This is a genomic window from Campylobacter sp. RM16190, assembly GCF_012978835.1.
Taxonomy (GTDB): Bacteria; Campylobacterota; Campylobacteria; order Campylobacterales; family Campylobacteraceae; genus Campylobacter_A.
Genome location: NZ_LIWS01000005.1, coordinates 44,064 through 65,484 on the forward strand (window position 1 = coordinate 44,064; position 21,421 = coordinate 65,484).

Genomic DNA, 21,421 nt, shown 5'->3' on the forward strand with positions numbered 1-21,421 from the left:
TATTACTATATTTTTACAAACAATTAACCCCAAACGGCTACAATTATAAATAAACAAGGAGTAAATATGAGCGAAAAAGAGATCTTAGAAAAACTGCAAGAAAAGCGCACTAAATGCGTGGTTTATACTCGCGTTATGGGATATCACAGACCGGTTGAGAGCTTTAATCTTGGCAAAAAAGGCGAACACAAAGAGCGAGTGAAATTTTGTGAGCGTGCAGAGTAAGCCGCTTCACTCCATTACCCCATTTACTACTCTTGACTTTCCCGACAAAACCGCTTGCATAGCGTGGTTTACAGGATGCAATATGCGCTGTGCTTACTGCTACAATACAACCGTAGTGCTTGGCGAAGGGTTTGTCGGAGAAGATGAATTTTTGCATTTCTTAGATAAACGCATCGGCAAACTAAGCGGAGTTGTGTTTAGCGGCGGAGAATGCACTATAAGCAGTAGCTTTTTGCCTCTTGCAAGAGAGGTTAAAAAGCGCGGGTTTTTACTTAAAGTTGATACTAACGGCTCAAATTTAAAAGTTTTAAAAACGGCTTTAAGTGAAAATTTGATCGATTATATCGCGCTTGATTTTAAAGCTCCGAGCCAAAAATTTCATGATATAACGAAGTCAAATTTCTATGAAAATTTCATCCAAACACTTAAGTTTTTGATATCCATAAATTTCAAATTTGAAGTTCGAACGACCGTGCATGCTGATTTGCTCTGTGAAGATGATATATCAAATATGAGCAAAGTACTTCAAAATCATGGCTATAACGGAACTTACTACTTGCAAAATTTTTTAAACACAGGTGAAAATTTCGGAAATTTAACTACTCCGCAAAGAGAATTTGACGCTAATAAGATAGAGTCAAATTTAAAAATAGAGTTTAGGAATTTTAACCAATAGATGAATATTGCTTTACTTCATAAAGTAAAAAATCATAAACTCTTTGCTGAATTAATGTCTCTTCCTCTTCTCCGTTAATAAGTCTTCTAAGGTGTGAAAAATCTATTTTAGAAGCATATCTTTTATGGCTTTTCATAGATTGATCTATACTTAAAAGTAGGGCATCAAGAGTGAGATGATCCTTACATTTTACCTTTGATATATACTCTTTTGTAATCTGTATTAAAACAGCTTTTCTATCCTCGTCATTATCGTAAATCTCTTTTGAAATTTCATATAGTATTATGAAATCATCTTCATCAGGATCAAGTTTAGCAGCTATAATAGCGGCAAAAACTTTCGCACGAAACTCTAAAGAACGATGATGATATACAAAAAATTCTCTAAAAAACGATAGAAGTTTTAATTTCATTCCTATTAACATTTTACAACCTAACTTAAATTTAAGTATTACTTTAGTAAAATTGCATTCGCCTCTTCTTAGACCTGTGCAATGCTACTTTCTCAGGCACCGCTTCAGGGTGGGAACACAGCAGAGCACTTGGATTTAGTGTGTGCCGCAGTAATCTGAGAAGGGGTTTTTAAATTCCATTCTTCAGATTATCGCACAAATTTTTAAATTTTTACTTGCAAAAGAGAAAAATGCTCTTTAAATTCCTCGCAAATTTTAGCGAAATTCACACCATCTACGCTTGGCTTATTCTTAAAAAAACTATCCATATTGTTAAAGCCGTCAATCAGCTCTTTTGACTTCACACCGTAGCTTATAGAAATCCCCGCCTCGATAAATGCCGCAAGCTTATCGCAGTGCTTAAGCGCCTTACCGTCGATTGCGTTAAATTTATCCTCATTTACATTGTCCATCGTACCTTCGTGATAGGTAGGTTTCTTTTCGCAAATTCTATTTTCAAACTCGTTTTTTACGAATTTTCCGTTTTGTTCTCTGATGCCTAAAATGTAGCTGAACTCATCTCTAAAGCTATCAGGCACAAACGGCAAAATCCTCTCATCAATGAGTCTCATCTCATACTCAGTTATGATCTCATTTAGACCTTCAACACCATATTTAACGGGGCTTATAATATCCCTTGTAAGGCTTTCTGGAAGATCGTGAAAAAGAGCGCAAAAGAAGTTATTTTCAAGCCTTTTTGCACAAGCACCGACCTTAAGCGAGTAAAAATAACTTAAAATCGCAACCACAAGCATATGGCCTAAAACTGCCGTTTCAGGGATACGCGGAGTTTGAGCCCAGCGCTTTTGAAAGCGAAGCCTTCCACTTAGATCTACAAGCTTGGCTAGCTTTTGATTCATCACTATTTTTCGCACGCCGATTAGCTCGTAATAGTCCTCAAGCTCCTCTTCAACCTTACTCTTAAGCTCTTCTATATCGCTTAAAAACTGACTTGTTTGATATACGATAGAAAATTCCCAGCGAGTTGCAAGATAGCTTGCCGCCTTTAGGATAAGGCGCTCTTTAGCGTGCTTTTTATCTTTTTTAAGCAGATAATTTCTAAGACGTTCTAAAAATTTGCCTCCGTCGATGTCGCGAACCAAATTTTCAAGTATATTTAGAACCCAGCCGTTTATCTGCTCACTCTTTTGCTTTTGTATCTGATGAAATACGTCAGGGCGGATATCGGTAACCACCACGCGTGCGAAAAACTCAAAAATTCCAGCCTCTATGATGTAGTTCATATCGATATCTTTTTCAAGCTTTGCAATAAAATAAGCGATAACAAATTTATGCGCCTGCTTGTCAAGCTCGACTAAATTTGTCATCTTCGGATAGTCGTTCCAGCGCGAGATGGACGCCGCTTTGAAGATATGTTCGATCAAATTTGCATTTATCATCATTTATCTTTTTTAACTACTCTTGCACGTTTTTCGCCTAAAAATTCAGGCTTTTTAAAACCTTCTCTGGCAGGTTTTTTAGCAGATCCAGATCTTTCTCTGCTTGGCTTTTTATCAAATTCTTTTGTTCTTGAGCCGCTTCTTGAATTTGTACGAGCAGCAGGCTTTCTATCGCTTCTATCACCGCTTCTTTCGCGTTTTTCATAGCTTGGAGTTATGAGAGTGCTTGCAGGTTCTTTGATTTCCGGTTTTTTAATGATCTCATCAGAGCTTATCTCAATAACCGTATGAACGTTGCCGCGCGGGTTAAAGTCGCCCACGATCTTCATCCATTTTGGCTCAAGCTTTCTTTCAAGAACAGAGTAAATTTCGTTTATGCTATCTTCGTGGCTTATATTTCTGTTCATAAAGCTGTTTATATAAAGCTTGATCGCCTTTAGCTCCACTACAAATTTGTTCGGCACATACTCAAGATAAATAGTCGCAAAATCAGGATAACCAGAACGCGGGCAAAGGCAGCAAAACTCAGGCAAAGTGATCTTGATCTTATAATCTCTGCTTTGTTTATTTTCCCAAATTTCAAGGTCGCGCTCGACATCAAACTCTTTTAAAATTTTCTCACCGTATTTTAACTCTTGTCCTAAATCATTTTCATTAATTTCTTGCATATTTTTCCTTAAATTTCTTTTGGTTTTTCTATATAAAACCCTTGTACATAGTCGATTCCACCACTTCTTACGATTTCAAAAAAATCAGCCTTATCTACAAATCTAACAGCTGTTTTTACTCCTATTTTTTTAGCAGTTTTATTAAGATTAACAAATAAACTTTCAAATCTTTCGTCATTTAAATTTTTATTAAACTCAATATCATATATGAAAAAATCTATAGGCAGATGTTTAAAATACTCAAATCCTGCGTTATTTCCACCAAATTTATTAAAAGCAAATCTAAAACCTAAATTTTTATATTGATTTAAAATTTCTTTAAATCTATTCATTTCATTATAAACGATCTTTTCACTAAATTCTAAAATAACTTTATTTGGATTAATTTGACCAGACTCTACGAATTCTTTTATAAAATTTATAAATTGTAAATTTCTAATCGAGACTGATGAAACTTCAATAATATAAGAACCTTCATCATCAAATTTTGACTCAGAAAATTTCTTAATGGCATTTATATCAAATAATATCTCATATCCGTTTTTATTTGCGATATTTTGGGCTTTTTGTTTTGATATAGGTCCAAATTCTTCAGTATCAATTTTGATAAGAATGTTTTTTAAATTCTCTTCATCTTTTAGACTACTAACTAACTGAGATTGAAATAAAAACTGCTTATCTTTTATAGATTTGCAAACAGATTGTTCAAATTCATCTGTAATTGCAAATTTTGCATTTTCTTCTAAACTTAACTTCTCGATTAAAACAGATATTGAATTTTCAATGTTTTTAGAATAATTAATATTAACTAACTCAAATTTAATCTTAAGTTCTATATCGTCTATTCCATTAGATAAAACGCTCTTTTCAAAAATATTTAAAAAATGTATTAGTTGAGAACTCTTACCCTCACAAAACATTAAAAAGCAATCGTTAGTATATCTGCCTATTAAAGTTTTTTTAGACACCTCTTTATTTAGAAAAAAATCTAACCTCTCAATAAGTTTTTTAAGTAAAACATCAGTAATATCAAAACTATAACGCTCATTTATATCGTTTAAATTTAGTATTTTTAGCATTGCTATATTGCCATCTTGGCGATTTTCAAACTGATATGCTTTTTTTGAAATTACTTTTAAAATTTCACTTCTATTAAAAGCGCCAGTAGTGCCATCTAATACTGTTTCATTAAAACTTTGATATATTTTATAAGTAGTAAAATATACCTGACATATTATTAAAACTATTAAAAGTACTATCTCATCATTTTCTAAATTTACTTCATCTCTTTTTATAAAAACATATGCAAAAAATAGAATAAGTGCAAAAAATGGAATAGATATTTCAATAGCAGATATAAATCTTCTTGATCTTTCTTTTATTTGAGAATCCAACATTTATACATCCAAGTGTTTAACGTCTTTTGCGTGCTCTTGTATATAATTTCTTCTCGGCTCCACCTCATCGCCCATAAAGAGATTAAACGTATCACTCGCACTCATCGCATCATTTATGTTTATCTGTAACAAGCGGCGATTTTCAGGATTCATCGTAGTCTCCCAAAGCTGATCGGGATTCATCTCACCAAGACCTTTATAACGCTGTATATAAGCACCTTTTTTAGCATTTTTCTCAACTTCATCAAGAATTTCAATCACATCTTTACTAAAACTAAATTCGCGATCTTTTATCTTTTGATTTATATAAAGTGCTTCTTCGTAAAGAGGATTTGTAAATAAATTTTCATTTACGATAAGCTCTTCAAGACCGCTTTCAGTCTGGACATAGATGCGAATTTCATCTTCATTTATGTATGAATTTAGGATATTGTATCCTTCATTTTCAAGATATATTTTTAAAATTCCAAAAATTTCATTGTAATTTTTAGAAACTATATCAGGATTTTCTATCATATATCTAATCGCACTTAACACGTTAAATCGCTTCTCAAGCTCTTTTAACACGCTTCTATAAGCGGCTACTATTTTAAGAAAATCAATTAAATCCTTATTTCCGATTCCTTCAAATTCCACCCCTTCAATTCCCGTTTCGATCAAAAATTCATTCAAAGCCTTCTCATCTTTAAGATAAATTTCTTTTTTGCCTTTTTTGTATCGGTAAAGCGGCGGTTGAGCAAGATATATGTAGCCGTTTTCAACTACAGGATTTAAAAATCTAAAGAAAAATGTTAAAAGCAGAGTTTGGATATGACTCCCGTCAACATCGGCATCAGTCATTATAATAATCTTATGATAGCGAAGTTTTTCGGCATCAAATTCATCTCCGATACCACAACCAAGAGCCGTTATCATATTTTTAATCTCATCTGATTTTAAAATTTTATCAAGTCGTGATTTTTCAACGTTTAAAATTTTACCTTTCAGAGGTAAAATCGCCTGAAAAACTCTATCACGACCCTGTTTTGCAGAGCCTCCCGCAGAGTCACCCTCCACTAAATAAAGCTCACTTATACTTGCATCTTTACTTTGACAGTCAGCCAATTTTCCAGGCAGAGTTCCTACGCTAAGTCCTTCTTTTTTACGAGTTAAATCTCTTGCTTTTTTAGCGGCTTCTCTTCCTCGAGCCGCCATTAAAGCCTTATTCATTATGGCTTTTGCTTCGATAGGATTTTCTTCAAAATACTTAACCAAAACTTCAAAAGTCATCTTTTGAACGATAGGTTTTACATAGCTTGAACCAAGTTTTCCCTTAGTTTGACCCTCAAATTGCGGCTCAGGAACTTTAACGCTTACAACAGCAATAAGTCCTTCTCTGATGTCATCGCCCGTTATTTTTGTATCTTTTTCACGCACGGAAGCGTTTGCTGCGATGTAGTTTGTTATCGCTCTAGTTAGACCCGCACGAAAACCGGCTTCGTGAGTTCCGCCGTCAGGAGTTTTGATATTATTTACGAAACTTAGTAAATTTTCGCTATATGTTTCGTTATACATCAAAGCAAAATCAACTATCACATCCTCTTCACCACCGCTAAATGATACGGCTTTGCTAACCGGATTTGATCTGTTCATATCGGTTACGAAGCTCTCAAGTCCGCCTTCAAAGTGATAACTCTCACTTCTACCTGTGCGTTGATCTTTAAAATTTATAGTTATTTTTGGATTTAAGTATGCAAGTTCGCGAAATCTCTTAGTCAAAATTTCATCGTCAAATTCCGTTACTTCAAATATACTGTCATCAGGCCAAAATTCAACCATAGTTCCGGTTCTATTTGTAGTTTTTATGATCTCCATTTCGCTTGTTGGAATTCCTTTTGCAAATTCTTGCCTGTGAAGATTTCCGTCACGCTTAATATTTACAACCAATTTTTTTGAAAGTGCATTTACTACAGATACACCGACACCGTGAAGACCGCCTGAAACTTTATAAGTGTCTTTATCAAATTTACCGCCTGCGTGAAGCACGGTTAGTACAACAGTCGCAGCCGAAATTTTCTCGGTAGGGTGCATATCTACAGGAATTCCACGACCGTTATCGCTAATTATCGCTGAGCCTTCGTTTGTAATTTCAATATTTATCGTATCACAATACCCGGCCATCGCCTCATCGATAGAGTTATCAACAACTTCATAAATCATATGATGAAGTCCGTTTATATGAGTATCTCCGATATACATTCCAGGGCGTTTTCTAACGGCTTCTAAACCCTTTAAAACTTTAATATTTTCTGCACCGTAATTTTGTTGCATAAACTAACCTTAATTATAAATTTATTGGCATTATTATCGTTTTTAGCTCATTTGAACTAACAGTAAATGCCAAATTTGAGTCATTAAAACCAAGCTCGAAACTATCTTCTTCGATATTTGTTAAAAAGTCTATCAGGTATCTATTTCTAACACCTACAAAAAATTCCTCGTCAAGTCCTGTTTGAAAATCAATCACAGTTCTAGCCTCTGAATTATCTTCAATAATACTTTCAAAAGTTATGGTTTGAGGAGCGAAAATTATTTTCATACCATCTGATAAAATTGATATAGTTTTAATCCCCTCTATCATCTTATCTCTGCTTAGTTTTAGTCGTTTTTTAATTTCTTTTGGAATTACCCTATCGTAATCAGGAAATTTTCCGTTTATAAGTTTTGTGAAAAACTCAAAATTTGCACTTTGAGCTATCAAGATATTTTCATCATAGTAAATTTCGATCTTATCGTAAAATAGCTTTTGAATTTCACTTATCGCTTTTTTTGGAATTATCAGCGAAAATTCATTTTGAGTTGGGGTTTCAGATCTAAATACACTTAGCCTTTTTGTATCTGTTCCGACGATGTTTATGTAGTTTTGTTTAATATCTATAAGAGCTCCGTTTAGCTCGTATTTTGGGTTATTTGTGTCTATGTTAGGAAATATCTTTTTAAGGCTTCGTCCAAGCATTATCGCATCTATGTCAAATTTACTCTTTCCTTCTACAGTTGGAAATTTAGGAAAATCTTCAAATTTATACATAGGAAGTTTGTATTTTGAGTTTTTTTGCTTGATGTAAAGGTAGTTATTTACCGTTTCAAGAGTTACCTCTTCATCTTTTAAGCTTCTTATAATGTCAAGCAGTTTTTTGCCGTTTGCGGTTGCATTTCCTTCGTCCATTATCTTTACATTGCTTAGTTTATATGCAAGACCTATCTCATGATCTGTGGCTTTTATATTTAAAATTCCATCTTTAGCGCAGATATATATGTGAGAAGTTATAGCGCTTAAATCTTTTTTTTCTAAGTAAGGATTTGTGTTTGTAACTATGCTTTCAAGAGCATTTTTGTTAATTACCGCCTTCATAGTTTTCTTCCTTTATTTTTTAAATTTCTTTTAGTATCAGTAGTAGGTATCATGAATATGTGAAAAACAGTTTCAAAGCTTGAAATTTCAGCATTTTGATAGTTAAAAACTAAATCTGATTTTTCACATTTATTCACATATTTCATCTTAAATTTTTATCCTTTTGTCAAAATTTTGTTTTTGATCTCTTCAACTTTTATCTTAAAATACTCATCTTCATTTATCATTTCATTTATCTTTTTGATATTGTGACTAACTGCCGAGTGATCTTTCATATTAAAATAACTTGCTATCTGAGGCATAGAATTTGGCGTTAAATTTTTAGCTAGATATATTACGATTCGCCTTGCTTCAACGATATTTTTCACGCGTGATTTGCTTTTTATCTCGCTTGGTTTTATATTTAGCTCTTTGCTTACTATTTCGATTATGTTTTCTAAATTTATATTTTCACGCTTCTCTTTTATCTGATCTCTTAATATATTTTTAGCAAATTCGAGGCTTATCTCTTGTCTCATGAGTGTCGCGTAAGCGTTTAAATTTATAATTGCGCTTTCGATTTCGCGGATATTATCACCCATGTTAGTTGCGATATATTCGATCACATCTTTAGTTAGATAGATTTTATCAAATTCGCATTTTTTCTTGATAATCGCTATCTTCGTATCAAGCTCAGGAGGGGTGATATCAGCTATAATTCCCCATTCAAAGCGCGTTCTAAGCCTATCTTCAAAGCCTCTTAAGTGCTTTGGCTGGCGATCTGATGTCATTACGATCTGGCCGTTTTTTGAATGAAGTTCGTTAAATGTGTGAAAAAACTCTTCTTGAATTTTATCCGTTTTTCCTAAAAACTGCACATCATCTATGAGCAAAACATCACAGTTTCGGTACTTCTCGCGAAATCTCTCCATTGAGTGGTTGTTGATATGATATGTAAAATCAGTTATAAACTGCTCACTTGTGATACAAATTACAACTTTGCCGTTATTTAAGCAGAAATTTCCGACTGATTGGAGCAAGTGAGTTTTACCAAGACCTGTTGGACCGTAGATAAATAGCGGATTATACGCTTTTCCAAGCTGCTCGGCGGCTGATTTTGAAGTGATGTAAGCGTATTGGTTTGAATCACCCACAACGAAATTTTCAAAGGTATAGCTTGGGTTTAAAAGACTACTTTGAGCCTTTATCTGATTTACATCTACTTTTGCGGTTTTGATCTGTGGCTTGCTCTTTTGAGAAGTGATGTTTATATGAGGTTTTGCACCAGTTTTTACTTCAAAAAGATGAGCTATTTTGCCTGCGTATTTTGTTTGGATAAATTTTGCTATAAGTTCATTTGGAGCGTTAAATACGATAACTTCTGAATTTGAAGCTTTTTCGTTAAATTTAAGCTGCTTTATGTAACACTCATATTCTGATTTTAAAATTTCGTGTCCAAGTAGCTCTAAAACCTCGTTTGCAAGCAAATTTATCCCTTTTTATTATAGTGGTTTATCATTTTATCTTAAATTTCATAAAATCTTTGTTAAAATGCCTTTAGGATATGTTTTTCACAGCGTGAAAAAAACGTGAAAAACTTTTTTATTTGGCAAATTAAGGATGTGATGAAAATTTTAGGAATTGATCCTGGAAGCAAGAATTGCGGTTATGCGATTATCGAAAAAACTGCGTTAAAAACAAATTTGATTGAAGCCGGACTTATAAAGATTAAGCCCGATTTGCTTCAGTATCAGATAACGCAGCTTTGCGAAGGACTTGATCTGATTTTTAAAAACCACAAATTCGATGAAGTTGCGATTGAGGATATATTTTTTGCGTATAATCCAAAAACGGTTTTAAAGCTGGCTCAGTTTCGAGGTGCATTAAGCCTTAAAATTCTTCAAATTCACGGAGAATTCGCAGAATACACGCCGCTTCAGGTAAAAAAAGCGGTAACAGGCAAGGCAAAAGCGGATAAGGAGCAAGTTGCCTTTATGGTGAAGAAAATTTTAGGAATTACTAAAGATATAAAACCGCTTGATATAACCGATGCTATCGCGGTTGCATTAACGCATGCAAATAATTTGCGGATAAAAAAATAAATTTAAAGGATATAAAATGAGGAAAATTTTAGTTGTTTTGGCTGTTTTTGCATCGATAAATTTATTTGCAAATGAAGTTTCAAAAGATAATGAAATCATCTGCAACTACTCAAATTTAGGCATAGAAACAAAGAAAACTACAAAAGCAAAACAGATTATGGTTAAAGATGTATTGTTTAGCGGTTCAAATTCGCAAAATTTTGGAGTTAAAAAGGACTTAAGACAAACTTGTGAAGTTTTAAACTGCGTAATGGATGATAGCGTAGAAAATAAGCAGGCATTTTTCAAAAATGCAACACTTACGATATTAAATGGAGATGATGAGATATCCAATATGGCGGTTGATTATTTTAGTTCTCGTGAATTTGATTTTGCTAAAAAATTAAGACATGATGCTTTACTTTTAAAATTTGGTTGCGACTATGAACTTATACCTATTGAAACAAGAAATGGCGTGAATAAAGTATTTGTAAAAGCTATCGTCATGTCAAGAGGAAAAGAGATTGGTAAAATAGAAATAAACGGCAGAGTCCTTGCTATAAGAGGTAAATTTGGCATGGTGCAAGACATGCAGGTTTATAATCTAAAATTAAAAGAGATAAAAGAGTAAAATTTAGTCGCGTGACATCAAAACCACGCGAATTTTTAATGTTCACTGTTTGCGATGTGATTTTCATAAATAAATTTATGTTCATCAGGCAATGCGTCGTAAATTATATGAGCTAGATCACGTATTTCCCAAAGAGCGGATTTGGAGCTTCTTAAGGATAAGAAATTTTGCAAACTTCTAGCGTTTATACTCCATGTTAATTCCGTTTTATAGCACTCCGGTAAGCAGTATTTGACGATGTCAAGGCTTGTTGTAGTCGTGGCTAAAATTTCGCGTAGATTATCAAGTGCTTTTATGCTTGCGTTATCGATTAGCTCATTTCCCGTTAGCACGATGTATCTGCTTGCGTTTTCAAAGTCGCCAAGCTCAAATTTCGCCTCGTTTCTAAGCTCTTTTAGTGTGTAACGGGTTGATTTCACACTTAAGCTTGCTATGCGGTGACGAGCTAGTTCTTGAAGCAGTGCGCGCGAAATTCCTTGGATGTAAAAGTTATAATAAAGATGCTCAAGCGTGCTTGCGTGCTTGTATTTGTTGCCCACTCGGTCGATGAGTTCGATATCTTTTTCACCTCCATTATCACCCTTGTCAAAGCTTTGCCAACACGTGCGAATCGCGTGCGAGCAGATATTAAGAGGAGTGAAATTTAGAAGTGTTACTTGCATTTTAGCTCTTTATTTATGAAATTTAATCTCGTAAATTTAGCTAAAATTTTTATGAAATTCAAGTCAGATCAGGGGCGTTGTATAGCCCCTATAATAGTAGATAATTAGTTTTTAAGCTGTAAGAGAGTGTTTAACATCTCGTTGCTTGTAGTGATCGTCTTTGAGTTAGCTTGAAATCCGCGCTGAACGACGATTAGCTGAGTTAGTGAGCGGCTTAGATCGACGTTACTCATCTCTAAGCTTGAAGCTGAAATTTTGCCGCGTCCGGAAGTATTAGCAGCACCTATTATCGGATCTCCTGAGTTTGCAGTCATTGCAAATAAGTTACCGCCTTCGCTTGTAAGACCTTCGTTATTTGTAAATTTAGCCACCGCAACTTGCGCAAGTCCCAAACTTCTACCGTTTGTAAATGTGCCTACAAGTGTACCTGACTCATCTATTCTAAGACCGTTTAATTCGCCTCCTGTATAACCGTCTTGGCTGATATTTGCAGTTGCTGAGTCGTTATCATAGCTTGTCATTCCGGTAAAGCCCATTGTATCGCCTAAATTTAGCTCTATATGTTGACCTGCCGATGAGCCGTTAGCCGCGCCAAATGTGATACTAGCAGGGCTATATGTGCCAAGCGAACCGTCGGCGTTAAATCTAATATATCCTGTTATTACATTTTCAGGTTTGCCGTCGAAATTTATCTTATTTGGCTCGGCAACTTGAATGATCATCGTCCATTCTGTTCCGTTATTTTCAGTGTAAGCACGTTTCGTAAAATCAATCTTTACGTTGTGTTTAGCGCCTAAACTATCGAATACATCTATGCTTGAGCTGTGGCTTGCCATATGCAGGCTATCTGTTACACGCTTTGATTCACCTGTGCTTAGTGAGCCTGCCAAAACGGCCATAGTTTTTTTGAATCCGATATTTTCAGTTATATTGTTTTTGGCATTACTTAGAGCTGTAACGGTTAAGTACATATTGTGGTCATTATCATCGGTATCATTGTTTGCAGTAGGTTTTGGATTATTAGTTGCAGGATCTATTGTGCCATCGGTTGCATCTGCGTCATCTTCATTAAATGCATCACCTTTTGGGTTTTTTATCTGAAATTGACCATATTCGTTTACAGTTACTTCTACGCCATCGTTTTTATTATCTGCTATTTTATCTGTGAAATCTGTTTGTTTAGGCGTGCCATCAGCTTCATTGCCGACTTTTTCTCCAATATAATTTACCCAAAGTCTTGCATCTTTTTGCATAGCTTCTCTTAAATCTTCTGTAGTTGTGACTTTTCTCTCTGTAGAGTCGTTATAAGTATGAGTTGAATTTGTCTTTGTTTTACTATACGTATATTGATAAGCTGTAATTATATTTGTAGTAACTAAATCTCCTATAGCTGTATTTGCTACAAGTTTTATATTTTTATTTTCAACTGATGCTCCTAAATTATTTCTGTTGGTTAATACAAGTTGATTTCCATTAGTTACGCTTGCTTCAACACCTGTTTTATTATATTTCTCATTTATTGCAGCTGCTAACTGGCTAATATTCTTAATATTGCCTAGTTTTATATTTTCTCCATTTAAAACAATATCAAGCGTTTGTGGAGCTGCAAAATTTCCAAGTGGGTCAGCACCTACGTTCAATGCTTTTGTCTTAGCATCAGAGTAGCTTATCCAAATGCCTTGACCATCTCTTAGATTATAAGCGTCTCCATCATTATTAAATAACACTCCTAGATCTGTTCCTCTTTCTCTTAGTCTTTGTTCACCAGTTTTTGTTACATAAAACTCATCTTCTCCAACATTATTTTCATCATGTATTTCATTATCTGTTTTAATGCTATCAAGAGGAGATTTTTCTACCCATCTAGTGTATTGATCAAGTTGATAGATAGGAATTTTTTTAGTTCCAACATCATCTCCACTATCTAAATTTGCTTTTAATGCTATCTCTTTAGTGGCTCTTGCCGGAGTCGTAAGTCCTGGCGGAATAATTATATTTTCTATCGGTCTTGTCGGATCTATCTCTCCCGTAGTTTCATCTCTCATCCAGCCTTGAACGATATGCCCGCCGTTATCTACGAAATTTCCGACACTGTCGCGTGAGAAGTCACCGTTTCTAGTATAAAGACGAGTTTTTCCACTATCTGGGCTAACTATAAAAAATCCATCGCCTTGAAGGGCAATATCGGTCTGTTTATCTGTAGTTTGAAGCGAGCCTTGCTTGAAAATTTTTGTAGTAGTATTAACCTGTGTTCCAAGGCCTACTTGCATAGAGTTTAAACCGCCATGTTTATTTTGAGGAGCGGTAGATACGCGAGAAGTTTGATATATAAGATCATCAAAATTTGCTCTACTATATTTAAAACCTATGGTGTTTACGTTTGCTATGTTATTACCTTCGACATCCATTGCTATTTGGTGAGCCTGAAGTCCCGTAACTCCAGACCAAAGAGATCTCATCATAATCTTATCCTTTTATGCAATTTTTAAAAGATAAAAGCAAAAGATGTTCCAAAAAATGTAAATAGAGTAAAGAATAGTAATTAAATTTTATAGCCTACCAGTCAAGTATAGCAGGCTATAAAATTATAGGGATTATAATATCATTGCTCCTATAATACCACCTATTATAAGTGGAATATTAAAGAAAATAAATGTCGGCACGCAAGTATCGTAGATATGGTTGTGCTGTCCATCGGCATTTAGACCTGCTGTTGGTCCGAGTGTGCTATCACTTGCAGGGCTTCCAGCATCCCCAAGTGCTGCAGCAATACCAACTAAAAGAATAATAGCCGGAAATGAAAATCCTAAAGATATAGAAAGCGGAACATAGATCGCAGCTATAATAGGTATGGTGCCAAAGCTAGTTCCTATGCCCATAGTTACAAGTAGTCCTATGGTTAGCATCATTATAGCTCCTCCTAATTTTCCACCAGCGATATTGCTAGCAAAATTTACAAGTTGTTCGATACCGCCACTCTCTCTTAAAACAGAGCCAAAGCCAGCTGCAACAAGCATAATAAATGCGATAAAGCCCATCATGGCTAGACCGCTATCCATGACTTTGTCTATCTTGTTATACTCTATGCCACCAAAAGCCACCATAACAAGAAGTCCCAAAAGTGCCCCAAGAGGCATACTTGATGTGTAAATTTGCACTACAAACGCTACTATGGCACCTCCTAACACCGCCCACTCTTTCTTTGTCATTTTTAGGCTTTTAGCTAATTCCGCTTCTTGCATCTCTAAATTTTCAAAGTTTGTATGTTTATATTCTCTTTTTTTAGAGTAAAATATAGAGATTGCCAAAAATAGGCCTACTAGCATTGAAAATCCGCCTATCCACATTACACTTTGAATATCTGAAATTTCTACATTTACGCCATTATTTGCAAGTTCTTTTTTTATAATACCGTGAAAAATAAGTCCAAAACCTACACTAAGGCTTACATAAGGCGCTTTTAAACCAAATGTCAGAGCTGTTGCTATAGCACGTCTATCTATATTTAATTTATTCATAAGAGGTAAAAGTGGTGGAATAAGTATAGGTATAAACGCTATGTGAACCGGGATTAAATTTTGAGAAAAACACGCTATTGCAGCAATTATTAATGAAAAATATGCACGAGTGCTGCTTAAAATTTTAGTTATACTATTTATTAAAATAGCCGTTAAATTCGTATTTGCGATAGCAGCCGCAAGAGCTCCTAATAAAATATAGCTAAGAGAAGTCTCTAAATTTCCTTTCATACCGGTAATTAGAGTAGAGGTAGTAGCTGTAAGGGCATCAAAAAATGCACTAAAGCTAGCAAATCCGTTATGATACATCAAACCGGCGACAAGCGCTGAAACCAGAATCGATAATAATACATTAAAGCGAAGCAGACAAAGCACAGTCATAATTACTATGCTTACAACAACGGGATTAGAGAGCATAAAATTTCCTTATTTTGATGAATAATTGGTTATTATACCTCTATTTGTCTTAAATTTATAAATTATTAAGTTTGATTTTGAAATAAATTTGAACAATAATTTATGTAAAAAAACATATTTCAAGCAAGGTAAGATTATTTTATACCTAATATAATAAAATAATTGATAAAATCTATAAAATTTTACTAAAAGGAAAGACATGAGAAGCGATATCATAAAAAAAGGCTACACAAGGGCGCCTCATCGCTCTCTTTTGCGTGCTACGGGGCTTAAGGACGAGGATTTTGATAAGCCATTTATCGGCATTGCAAACAGCTTTATAGAGATAATTCCGGGGCATTTTTTCCTAAATCGCTACTCTGGAATTTTAAAAGACGAAATTCGCAAAAACGGCTGTGTGCCGTTTGAATTTAACTGCATAGGCGTAGATGATGGTATCGCGATGGGTCACGGCGGTATGCTTTATAGCTTGCCAAGCCGCGAGATCATCGCAAATTCGGTTGAAACTGTCATGAACGCTCACAGCCTAGACGCGCTTGTGTGTATGCCAAACTGCGATAAGATCGTGCCTGGTATGATAATGGGTGCGCTTAGGGTAAATGTACCGACCGTATTTGTAAGCGGCGGACCGATGAAAAAGGGTTACACCAAAGACGGACGTCCGATCGACCTTGCTACGGCGTTTGAAGCGGTGGGCAAATTTGAGACTAAAGAGATAAGCGAAGCCGAGCTAAAAGATATCGAGTGCAACGCCTGTCCAAGCGGTGGAAGTTGCAGCGGAATGTTTACTGCAAATTCGATGAATACGCTTTGCGAGGCGATGGGTATAGCTCTAAGCGGCAACGGCACGATACTAGCACTTACACCTGAACGTGAGGAACTTGTGAGAAAAGCGGCGCGTAGAATTTGCGAGATCGCGCTTGATGAGAGATTTAAGATACGCAATATCCTAAACGCAAAGGCCGTTAGAAACGCACTTGTAGTTGATATGGCGATGGGCGGAAGCAGCAATACCGTGCTTCATATGCTAGCTATTGCGCGTGAGGCGGGAGTGGATCTGCAAATTTCAGAGTTAAATGAAATAAGCTCAAACATCGCTCACATAGCCAAGATAAGCCCAAGCTTGCCAAACGTGCACATGGAAGATATCGGGCGAGCGGGCGGAATGAACGCGGTTATAAAAGAAATTTCGCGCCGAGATAACGGAATGCTTCATTTAGAAAATTTAACCGTTTCGGGTGAAACTCTGGGCGAACGAGTCGGTGCTAGCGAGATAAAAGATGAAAGCGTGATCCATAAAGTCGAAAATGCTTATTCGCAGGTTGGCGGACTGGCGATTTTGTTTGGAAATTTAGCCGAGCAAGGATGTGTGATAAAGACGGCAGGCATCGTGGGAGAGCGTAAATTTAGCGGTAAAGCGGTCTGCTTTAACTCTCAAGATGAGGCGATAGAGGGAATTTCAAGCGGCAAGGTAAACAAGGGCGACGTGGTAGTTATCCGCTATGAAGGTCCGCGCGGAGGTCCCGGAATGCAAGAGATGCTAAGCCCTACTAGCCTAATCATGGGTCGCGGACTTGGTGCGGATGTGGCGCTGATAACGGACGGTAGGTTTAGCGGTGCCACAAGGGGACTAAGTATCGGACACGTAAGCCCTGAAGCGGCTGAAGGCGGTATGATAGGACTGCTTGAAGATGGCGACATAATCGATATAGACGTGGATACTTACAGCATAAATGTGCGACTAAACGAGGCTGAAATTTCAGCTCGCAAAGCGAAATTTAAACCGCTTGAAAAAGAGCTAAATTCTCGCTGGCTAAGACAATATCGTAAGCTTGTGACAAATGCGAGCAGCGGCGCGATTTTAGAAGCTTAAATTTCGGAGTTATATATGAAAAAAATCATAGTATTTTTAAGCTTTTTAGCAGTTCTTTTAGCAGATGAATGTATTGATGCAAATAGTTGTTTTGAAGAGGGTAGCAAGGCAGCATTTTCAGGAGATTATATGCTATCTAATAAATTTTATAAAAAAGCTTGTGAAATGGGGCATCAGGGTGCTTGTGAAAGAATGAAAGAGTATGAGGACAAAAAAGAGGCGATAAATATGCAAGTCTCTGCTGAGCAGTTTAATGTAGTTAAAAAATCCTGTGAAGGCGGAGATGTAAAACAGTGTGAGAGTCTGGCTACATTTTATATGTCCGGGAAAGGAACAAAACAAGATTATAAATCTGCTTACGAGATAGCTAAGAGTTGGTGCGATAAGGGAGAGACGAAATTTTGTACTCTTGCAGGAATGCTTAATGATGATGGAGTTCTTGGTGAGGCTAATTATCAAGAGGCTATGAAGTATTATGAAAAGGCTTGTGAAAAGCTAGATGCTCAAGCTTGTACAAATTTAGGTCTTATTTATATCTCTGGGCGTGGTGTGAGCGCCGATATGAATCTTGGAGTATCTTATATCAACAAAGGCTGCGAGAATGGCGATGTAAATGGCTGTGTGGTGCTTGGCGAATTTTATTTTAAAAATAAAGATTATGAAAAAGCCAAGCCGTATCTAAAGGCTACTTGCGAGAATGGAAACGGCGTTTCTTGCATGTATATGGGTATAGCCTTGATGCCAAAGGATTTTAGGGGTCAAATAAGCGTAGAGGCCGCTGCATACTTCGATAGAGCTTGTAAGCTAGGTATTAAAGAGGGGTGTTTGTAAATTAGCATTTGTTAGTTAAAATTTATAGGCGAAACTTAACGCCTATAAATTTGATTATAAGATATTATTTTAATTGCTCTTCTTTTCTTCTTCTAAATTTTCAAAGTATCTTTCAGGGTATTTTTCAACCTGATTTACATTTAAAAGTACGAATTTGTAGCTCAAAAAAAGAGCAAGTATCCAAAGAAAAAAGAAAATAATTGCAGTTGTCATATTTGTTCCTTAGTATGCGTGGTGATCGTTTTTGATCTCATCTTGAGTGATTTTGCGACTATCTATAGCTCTCCAAACCACAAAGATATATGCCAATACAAATGGCACAATAAGACTTACGTAAGCCATCACTCCAAGAGTGTAGTGGCTAGAGCTTGCATTCTTTATAGTTAGCGAGCTTTGCAAATTTGAAAAAGACGGATAAAAGGCCGTATTATTTAACCCCGCTATCAAAAATAGCCCCATTACTACAAATACTACTCCGATTCCGTAAGGAACTACTCCGTAAATGCTTTTAGTAAATGCGCCTTTATAAATTCCATATAGCACAAGTCCAAGTCCTATTAACATTATAAGAGTAACGATTGGCATTTTTACTAAATTTAGTGCGTATTTAAAGCCTACTAGGCTTACTATACCCTCTCCGTCATACTCAAAGCCTGTTTTTGTAAATATCCAGATTATAAAAAGCAAGAAAAACGGCAAAAACAAGATAGTATTTTTTAGAACAGCTTTTCTGGCTTTTGCTCTAAAATTTTCATCCGAGATATTATTGATTAGATATAAAGCCCCGCCTACGCGAGATAGGAAAAACATCGCAATTCCAAGGGGATAGAGTAGGGGATTGGCAAGTGCCTCAAGACCTCTATATGGAGTTTTCCACTCCACGAAGTTATGCTCGCCTAGTGCAAAGTCGCTTCCTGAAAAAAATGTGCTAACGGCCATTCCTATTAAAATAACTCCAAGCGAGCCGTTTATATAAAGAAAAATTTCATAAGTTTTTTGACCTAAAAAATTGTCCGGTTTTTTTCTATACTCGTAACTAACGGCTTGCAAAATAAAGCAAAATAAAATTGCCAGCCACACCCAATACGCCCCACCAAAGCTAGTAGCATAAAAGAGCGGAAATGCAGCAAAGCATGCTCCTCCGAACATGACAAGGGTAGTAAATGTAAGCTCCCATTTGCGACCCACGGAATTTATTATCATGTCTTTTTCTATTTCGCTCTTTGGTAATCCAAATATAAGTGTTTGCCCGCCTTGAACGAACATCATAAATACTAAAAGCCCGCCTAACAAGCTAACTATAACCCACCAATAAATTTGAAGTATTTCGTGTGATAAACTAAGCATGACTTTCAAATCCTATCTTTATTTGTTTTAGCATTATTTTTATCTCGGCTATTAGTAGTGCTGTAAAAAGCACCGCAAATAGAGTAAATGAGATTTTGACATTTACGCTACCTAAATTTGTCGCACCTACACCCACGGTCATCAGGTCTTGTATGGCCCACGGCTGACGCCCCACTTCGGCTACTATCCAGCCAGCTTCTGCTGCGATATACCCCAGAGGAATTGTCCACACGCATATCCAAAGGAGCTTTTTAAAGCTTTCGATATTATTTGCCATGCATAGATACATAACTACGAAAAATAGAGCTATAAAGTATGTGCCAAGCATAACCATAATTCTAAAGCTGTAAAAGGTCAATGCTACAGGAGGCACAGCATCTGTCGGTTTTTCTAGATATCCGTAGCCTAAGAAATTCATATTGGCTTCAAGAAGATTTTGCGCTTTCGCCATAGCCTCTTTATCACCTGCCTTTTTAGCCTCTTGATATGTTCTTAGTGCGTCTACGGCGATCTTACCCTTTGTCATCTTGCTACTTACGCTCTCTATATTACGCTTTTCATTTCCAAAAACTAAATCGTCAATACCGGGAATAAAAGCGTTTATATCTCTTTTGCCTATAAGCGAGAGCATATAAGGTATCTCTACGTCAAACATAAAAGGACTTTGTCCGTCTCCTGGTTGTTTGTCTGGCTTAAGCATTCCAAACATCACAAGTCCTTGTCTGCTATCTCCCTCGTAAAGTCCTTCCATGGCTGCAAGCTTCATCGGTTGAGTTCTAGTTACTTGAAATCCGCTCTCGTCACCGCTAAATAGCAAGAATAAAGAAGTTACAAGGCCAAAGCTCGCCGCTACTATCATGCTTTTTTTAGCCATTATAATATGTCTTCCTTTTAGGATAAACCAGGCTGAAATTCCTATCACAAATAGAGCCGAGATAACATATCCGCTTGTTACTGTGTGTAAAAATTTAATAATTCCAACAGGACTTAATGCCACTTCAAAGAAGTTTTGCATCTCCATTCTTGCGGTGTCCGGATTAAATTTCATCCCTATTGGATACTGCATCCAACCGTTTGCTATCAAAATCCAAAGTGCGCTTAAATTTGATCCTATAGCCACAAGCCATGTTGAGATTAGGTGAAATTTTTTGCTAACTTTATCCCAACCAAAGAACATAACCGCAAAAAATGTACTTTCAAGGAAGAATGCCAAAAGTCCTTCTATAGCAAGCGGTGCACCGAATATATCGCCTACGAACCAGCTATAGTTCGCCCAGTTTGTACCGAATTCAAACTCCATGATGATACCGGTCGCAACACCTATTGCAAAATTTATTGCAAAAAGTTTAAGCCAAAATTTAGTTATATGTTTCCACTGCTCATTTCCAGTTTTGACATAAATACTCTCCATAATAGCTATGATAAAGCTAAGTCCTAATGTCAGAGGAACGAACAGGAAGTGATAGATAGCAGTTAGTGCAAACTGCGCTCTAGACCAATCGACAGATGCTAATTCGGACATTTTATTCCTTTGTTAAATTTAATATAACGAAGTCAGCCTTTTCTTCGTTTGTATTAAATTTTGTATTTAAATTTTCATCAAAGATAAAGACTTTAAGTATCCCAAACATTATTACAAGTTTTATCGCTATAAGAAGCCATAAACTCTTGCCAAGCCTCATATTCTTAAAGCCTTCTATATATAGTTCGGATATGTTTTTAAGGTATTTTTTAATCATAATATTAGATTTTATAATAAATTAACTTAAAAAATAATTTTAAATTTTAATTCAAAATCAAATTATAAGCTCTCAACCAATTATAAATTTTAAAAAGCTATAATTTGTCATTAAAATAAAAATTTAGAGGAAATT

At 35.8% G+C, this 21,421-nt stretch carries 21 protein-coding genes and 1 other RNA gene; 7 read left to right on the plus strand and 15 right to left on the minus strand.

The features are described 5' to 3' along the window. Positions 1–66: 66 nt before the first annotated feature. Both nrdD and CDOM16190_RS06875 read left to right on the plus strand, forming a co-directional pair. Positions 67–225: an anaerobic ribonucleoside-triphosphate reductase gene (gene nrdD, locus CDOM16190_RS06870; RefSeq protein WP_169941782.1), complete on the plus strand. Its 159-nt coding sequence runs from the start codon at positions 67–69 to the stop codon at positions 223–225. Then, positions 215–901, plus strand: coding sequence for an anaerobic ribonucleoside-triphosphate reductase activating protein (locus tag CDOM16190_RS06875; RefSeq protein WP_349644384.1), 687 nt, complete (start codon positions 215–217; stop codon positions 899–901). Before nrdD ends, CDOM16190_RS06875 begins: the two co-directional genes overlap by 11 nt. On the opposite strand, the gene CDOM16190_RS06880 is transcribed toward CDOM16190_RS06875, so the two are convergent. After that, positions 891–1,325, minus strand: a complete 435-nt coding sequence (locus tag CDOM16190_RS06880) for a hypothetical protein (RefSeq protein WP_170019555.1) — start codon at positions 1,323–1,325, stop codon at positions 891–893. The two genes, CDOM16190_RS06875 and CDOM16190_RS06880, sit on opposite strands and share 11 nt — an antisense overlap. Before the next feature lie 53 nt (positions 1,326–1,378). Here CDOM16190_RS06880 and ffs point away from each other — a divergent pair. Then, positions 1,379–1,478, plus strand: an RNA gene (gene ffs, locus CDOM16190_RS06885) — signal recognition particle sRNA small type. Between the two features lie 38 nt (positions 1,479–1,516). On the opposite strand, the gene CDOM16190_RS06890 is transcribed toward ffs, so the two are convergent. From CDOM16190_RS06890 to dnaA, 7 genes are read right to left on the minus strand one after another with little or no spacing between them, the layout of a single operon-like run. Further along, complete coding sequence (locus tag CDOM16190_RS06890) at positions 1,517–2,752, minus strand: HD domain-containing protein (protein ID WP_170019557.1); 1,236 nt, start codon at positions 2,750–2,752, stop codon at positions 1,517–1,519. Continuing rightward, positions 2,752–3,420, minus strand: a complete 669-nt coding sequence (queF, locus tag CDOM16190_RS06895; RefSeq protein WP_170019559.1) for a preQ(1) synthase — start codon at positions 3,418–3,420, stop codon at positions 2,752–2,754. Before queF ends, CDOM16190_RS06890 begins: the two co-directional genes overlap by 1 nt. Positions 3,421–3,428: 8 nt before the next feature. Beyond that, positions 3,429–4,817 (minus strand): EAL domain-containing protein, encoded by a 1,389-nt coding sequence (locus CDOM16190_RS06900; protein WP_170019561.1) that lies wholly within the window; start codon positions 4,815–4,817, stop codon positions 3,429–3,431. After that, a complete protein-coding gene (gene gyrB / locus CDOM16190_RS06905) occupies positions 4,818–7,127 on the minus strand; it encodes a DNA topoisomerase (ATP-hydrolyzing) subunit B (RefSeq protein ID WP_170019563.1) in 2,310 nt (769 codons plus the stop codon). 13 nt (positions 7,128–7,140) lie between these two features. Next, the gene (gene dnaN / locus CDOM16190_RS06910) at positions 7,141–8,208 is read right to left on the minus strand and encodes a DNA polymerase III subunit beta (protein WP_170019565.1); all 1,068 of its coding nucleotides are present in this window, start codon (positions 8,206–8,208) and stop codon (positions 7,141–7,143) included. Beyond that, positions 8,205–8,354 carry a hypothetical protein gene (locus CDOM16190_RS06915; protein ID WP_170019567.1) on the minus strand — a complete coding sequence of 50 codons (150 nt, stop codon included), beginning with the start codon at positions 8,352–8,354 and terminating at the stop codon, positions 8,205–8,207. Before CDOM16190_RS06915 ends, dnaN begins: the two co-directional genes overlap by 4 nt. Before the next feature lie 9 nt (positions 8,355–8,363). Beyond that, on the minus strand, positions 8,364–9,674 hold the full coding sequence (gene dnaA, locus CDOM16190_RS06920) for a chromosomal replication initiator protein DnaA (RefSeq protein ID WP_170019569.1): 1,311 nt from the start codon (positions 9,672–9,674) through the stop codon (positions 8,364–8,366). A 138-nt stretch (positions 9,675–9,812) separates the two neighbouring features. Here dnaA and ruvC point away from each other — a divergent pair, with 138 nt between their 5' ends. Further along, on the plus strand, positions 9,813–10,289 hold the full coding sequence (gene ruvC / locus CDOM16190_RS06925; RefSeq protein WP_170019571.1) for a crossover junction endodeoxyribonuclease RuvC: 477 nt from the start codon (positions 9,813–9,815) through the stop codon (positions 10,287–10,289). A gap of 16 nt (positions 10,290–10,305) precedes the next feature. Further along, positions 10,306–10,899: a hypothetical protein gene (locus CDOM16190_RS06930; RefSeq protein WP_170019573.1), complete on the plus strand. Its 594-nt coding sequence runs from the start codon at positions 10,306–10,308 to the stop codon at positions 10,897–10,899. Positions 10,900–10,934: 35 nt separating this feature from the next. On the opposite strand, the gene thyX is transcribed toward CDOM16190_RS06930, so the two are convergent. From thyX to CDOM16190_RS06945, 3 genes are all read right to left on the minus strand, one after another. Beyond that, entirely contained in the window at positions 10,935–11,561 is a 627-nt protein-coding gene (gene thyX, locus CDOM16190_RS06935; RefSeq protein ID WP_170019575.1) for an FAD-dependent thymidylate synthase, read from the minus strand. 104 nt (positions 11,562–11,665) lie between these two features. Beyond that, positions 11,666–14,023, minus strand: a complete 2,358-nt coding sequence (gene flgE, locus CDOM16190_RS06940; RefSeq protein ID WP_170019577.1) for a flagellar hook protein FlgE — start codon at positions 14,021–14,023, stop codon at positions 11,666–11,668. Between the two features lie 132 nt (positions 14,024–14,155). Beyond that, positions 14,156–15,496, minus strand: coding sequence for a Na+/H+ antiporter NhaC family protein (locus CDOM16190_RS06945; RefSeq protein ID WP_170019579.1), 1,341 nt, complete (start codon positions 15,494–15,496; stop codon positions 14,156–14,158). Positions 15,497–15,695: 199 nt separating this feature from the next. On the opposite strand from CDOM16190_RS06945, the gene ilvD reads away from it, so the two are divergent. Together ilvD and CDOM16190_RS06955 are read left to right on the plus strand one after the other, a co-directional pair. After that, a complete protein-coding gene (gene ilvD / locus CDOM16190_RS06950; RefSeq protein ID WP_170019581.1) occupies positions 15,696–17,369 on the plus strand; it encodes a dihydroxy-acid dehydratase in 1,674 nt (557 codons plus the stop codon). A 15-nt stretch (positions 17,370–17,384) separates the two neighbouring features. Next, positions 17,385–18,200, plus strand: coding sequence for a tetratricopeptide repeat protein (locus CDOM16190_RS06955; RefSeq protein WP_170019583.1), 816 nt, complete (start codon positions 17,385–17,387; stop codon positions 18,198–18,200). Positions 18,201–18,269: 69 nt separating this feature from the next. Here the strand turns inward: CDOM16190_RS06955 and CDOM16190_RS06960 are convergent, their stop codons facing one another. The 4 genes from CDOM16190_RS06960 to CDOM16190_RS06975 are packed head-to-tail and all read right to left on the minus strand — an operon-like array spanning position 18,270 to position 21,286. Next, the gene (locus CDOM16190_RS06960) at positions 18,270–18,413 is read right to left on the minus strand and encodes a hypothetical protein (protein WP_169975185.1); all 144 of its coding nucleotides are present in this window, start codon (positions 18,411–18,413) and stop codon (positions 18,270–18,272) included. A 9-nt stretch (positions 18,414–18,422) separates the two neighbouring features. Beyond that, positions 18,423–19,547, minus strand: coding sequence for a cytochrome d ubiquinol oxidase subunit II (locus CDOM16190_RS06965; protein WP_170019585.1), 1,125 nt, complete (start codon positions 19,545–19,547; stop codon positions 18,423–18,425). Further along, positions 19,540–21,069, minus strand: a complete 1,530-nt coding sequence (locus CDOM16190_RS06970; RefSeq protein ID WP_170019587.1) for a cytochrome ubiquinol oxidase subunit I — start codon at positions 21,067–21,069, stop codon at positions 19,540–19,542. The genes CDOM16190_RS06965 and CDOM16190_RS06970 overlap by 8 nt, the downstream gene beginning before the upstream one ends. Before the next feature lies 1 nt (position 21,070). Further along, positions 21,071–21,286, minus strand: a complete 216-nt coding sequence (locus CDOM16190_RS06975; protein WP_170019589.1) for a DUF4492 domain-containing protein — start codon at positions 21,284–21,286, stop codon at positions 21,071–21,073. Positions 21,287–21,421: the final 135 nt, after the last annotated feature.

Coding starts and splice junctions, on each gene's coding strand:
- nrdD (WP_169941782.1), top strand. CDS start 67: ATGAGCGAAAAAGAGATCTTAGAAAAACTGCAAGAAAAGCGCACTAAA.
- CDOM16190_RS06880 (WP_170019555.1), bottom strand. CDS start 1,325: ATGTTAATAGGAATGAAATTAAAACTTCTATCGTTTTTTAGAGAATTT.
- CDOM16190_RS06890 (WP_170019557.1), bottom strand. CDS start 2,752: ATGATAAATGCAAATTTGATCGAACATATCTTCAAAGCGGCGTCCATC.
- queF (WP_170019559.1), bottom strand. CDS start 3,420: ATGCAAGAAATTAATGAAAATGATTTAGGACAAGAGTTAAAATACGGT.
- CDOM16190_RS06900 (WP_170019561.1), bottom strand. CDS start 4,817: ATGTTGGATTCTCAAATAAAAGAAAGATCAAGAAGATTTATATCTGCT.
- gyrB (WP_170019563.1), bottom strand. CDS start 7,127: ATGCAACAAAATTACGGTGCAGAAAATATTAAAGTTTTAAAGGGTTTA.
- dnaN (WP_170019565.1), bottom strand. CDS start 8,208: ATGAAGGCGGTAATTAACAAAAATGCTCTTGAAAGCATAGTTACAAAC.
- CDOM16190_RS06915 (WP_170019567.1), bottom strand. CDS start 8,354: ATGAAATATGTGAATAAATGTGAAAAATCAGATTTAGTTTTTAACTAT.
- ruvC (WP_170019571.1), top strand. CDS start 9,813: ATGAAAATTTTAGGAATTGATCCTGGAAGCAAGAATTGCGGTTATGCG.
- CDOM16190_RS06930 (WP_170019573.1), top strand. CDS start 10,306: ATGAGGAAAATTTTAGTTGTTTTGGCTGTTTTTGCATCGATAAATTTA.
- thyX (WP_170019575.1), bottom strand. CDS start 11,561: ATGCAAGTAACACTTCTAAATTTCACTCCTCTTAATATCTGCTCGCAC.
- flgE (WP_170019577.1), bottom strand. CDS start 14,023: ATGATGAGATCTCTTTGGTCTGGAGTTACGGGACTTCAGGCTCACCAA.
- CDOM16190_RS06945 (WP_170019579.1), bottom strand. CDS start 15,496: ATGCTCTCTAATCCCGTTGTTGTAAGCATAGTAATTATGACTGTGCTT.
- ilvD (WP_170019581.1), top strand. CDS start 15,696: ATGAGAAGCGATATCATAAAAAAAGGCTACACAAGGGCGCCTCATCGC.
- CDOM16190_RS06955 (WP_170019583.1), top strand. CDS start 17,385: ATGAAAAAAATCATAGTATTTTTAAGCTTTTTAGCAGTTCTTTTAGCA.
- CDOM16190_RS06960 (WP_169975185.1), bottom strand. CDS start 18,413: ATGACAACTGCAATTATTTTCTTTTTTCTTTGGATACTTGCTCTTTTT.
- CDOM16190_RS06965 (WP_170019585.1), bottom strand. CDS start 19,547: ATGCTTAGTTTATCACACGAAATACTTCAAATTTATTGGTGGGTTATA.
- CDOM16190_RS06970 (WP_170019587.1), bottom strand. CDS start 21,069: ATGTCCGAATTAGCATCTGTCGATTGGTCTAGAGCGCAGTTTGCACTA.
- CDOM16190_RS06975 (WP_170019589.1), bottom strand. CDS start 21,286: ATGATTAAAAAATACCTTAAAAACATATCCGAACTATATATAGAAGGC.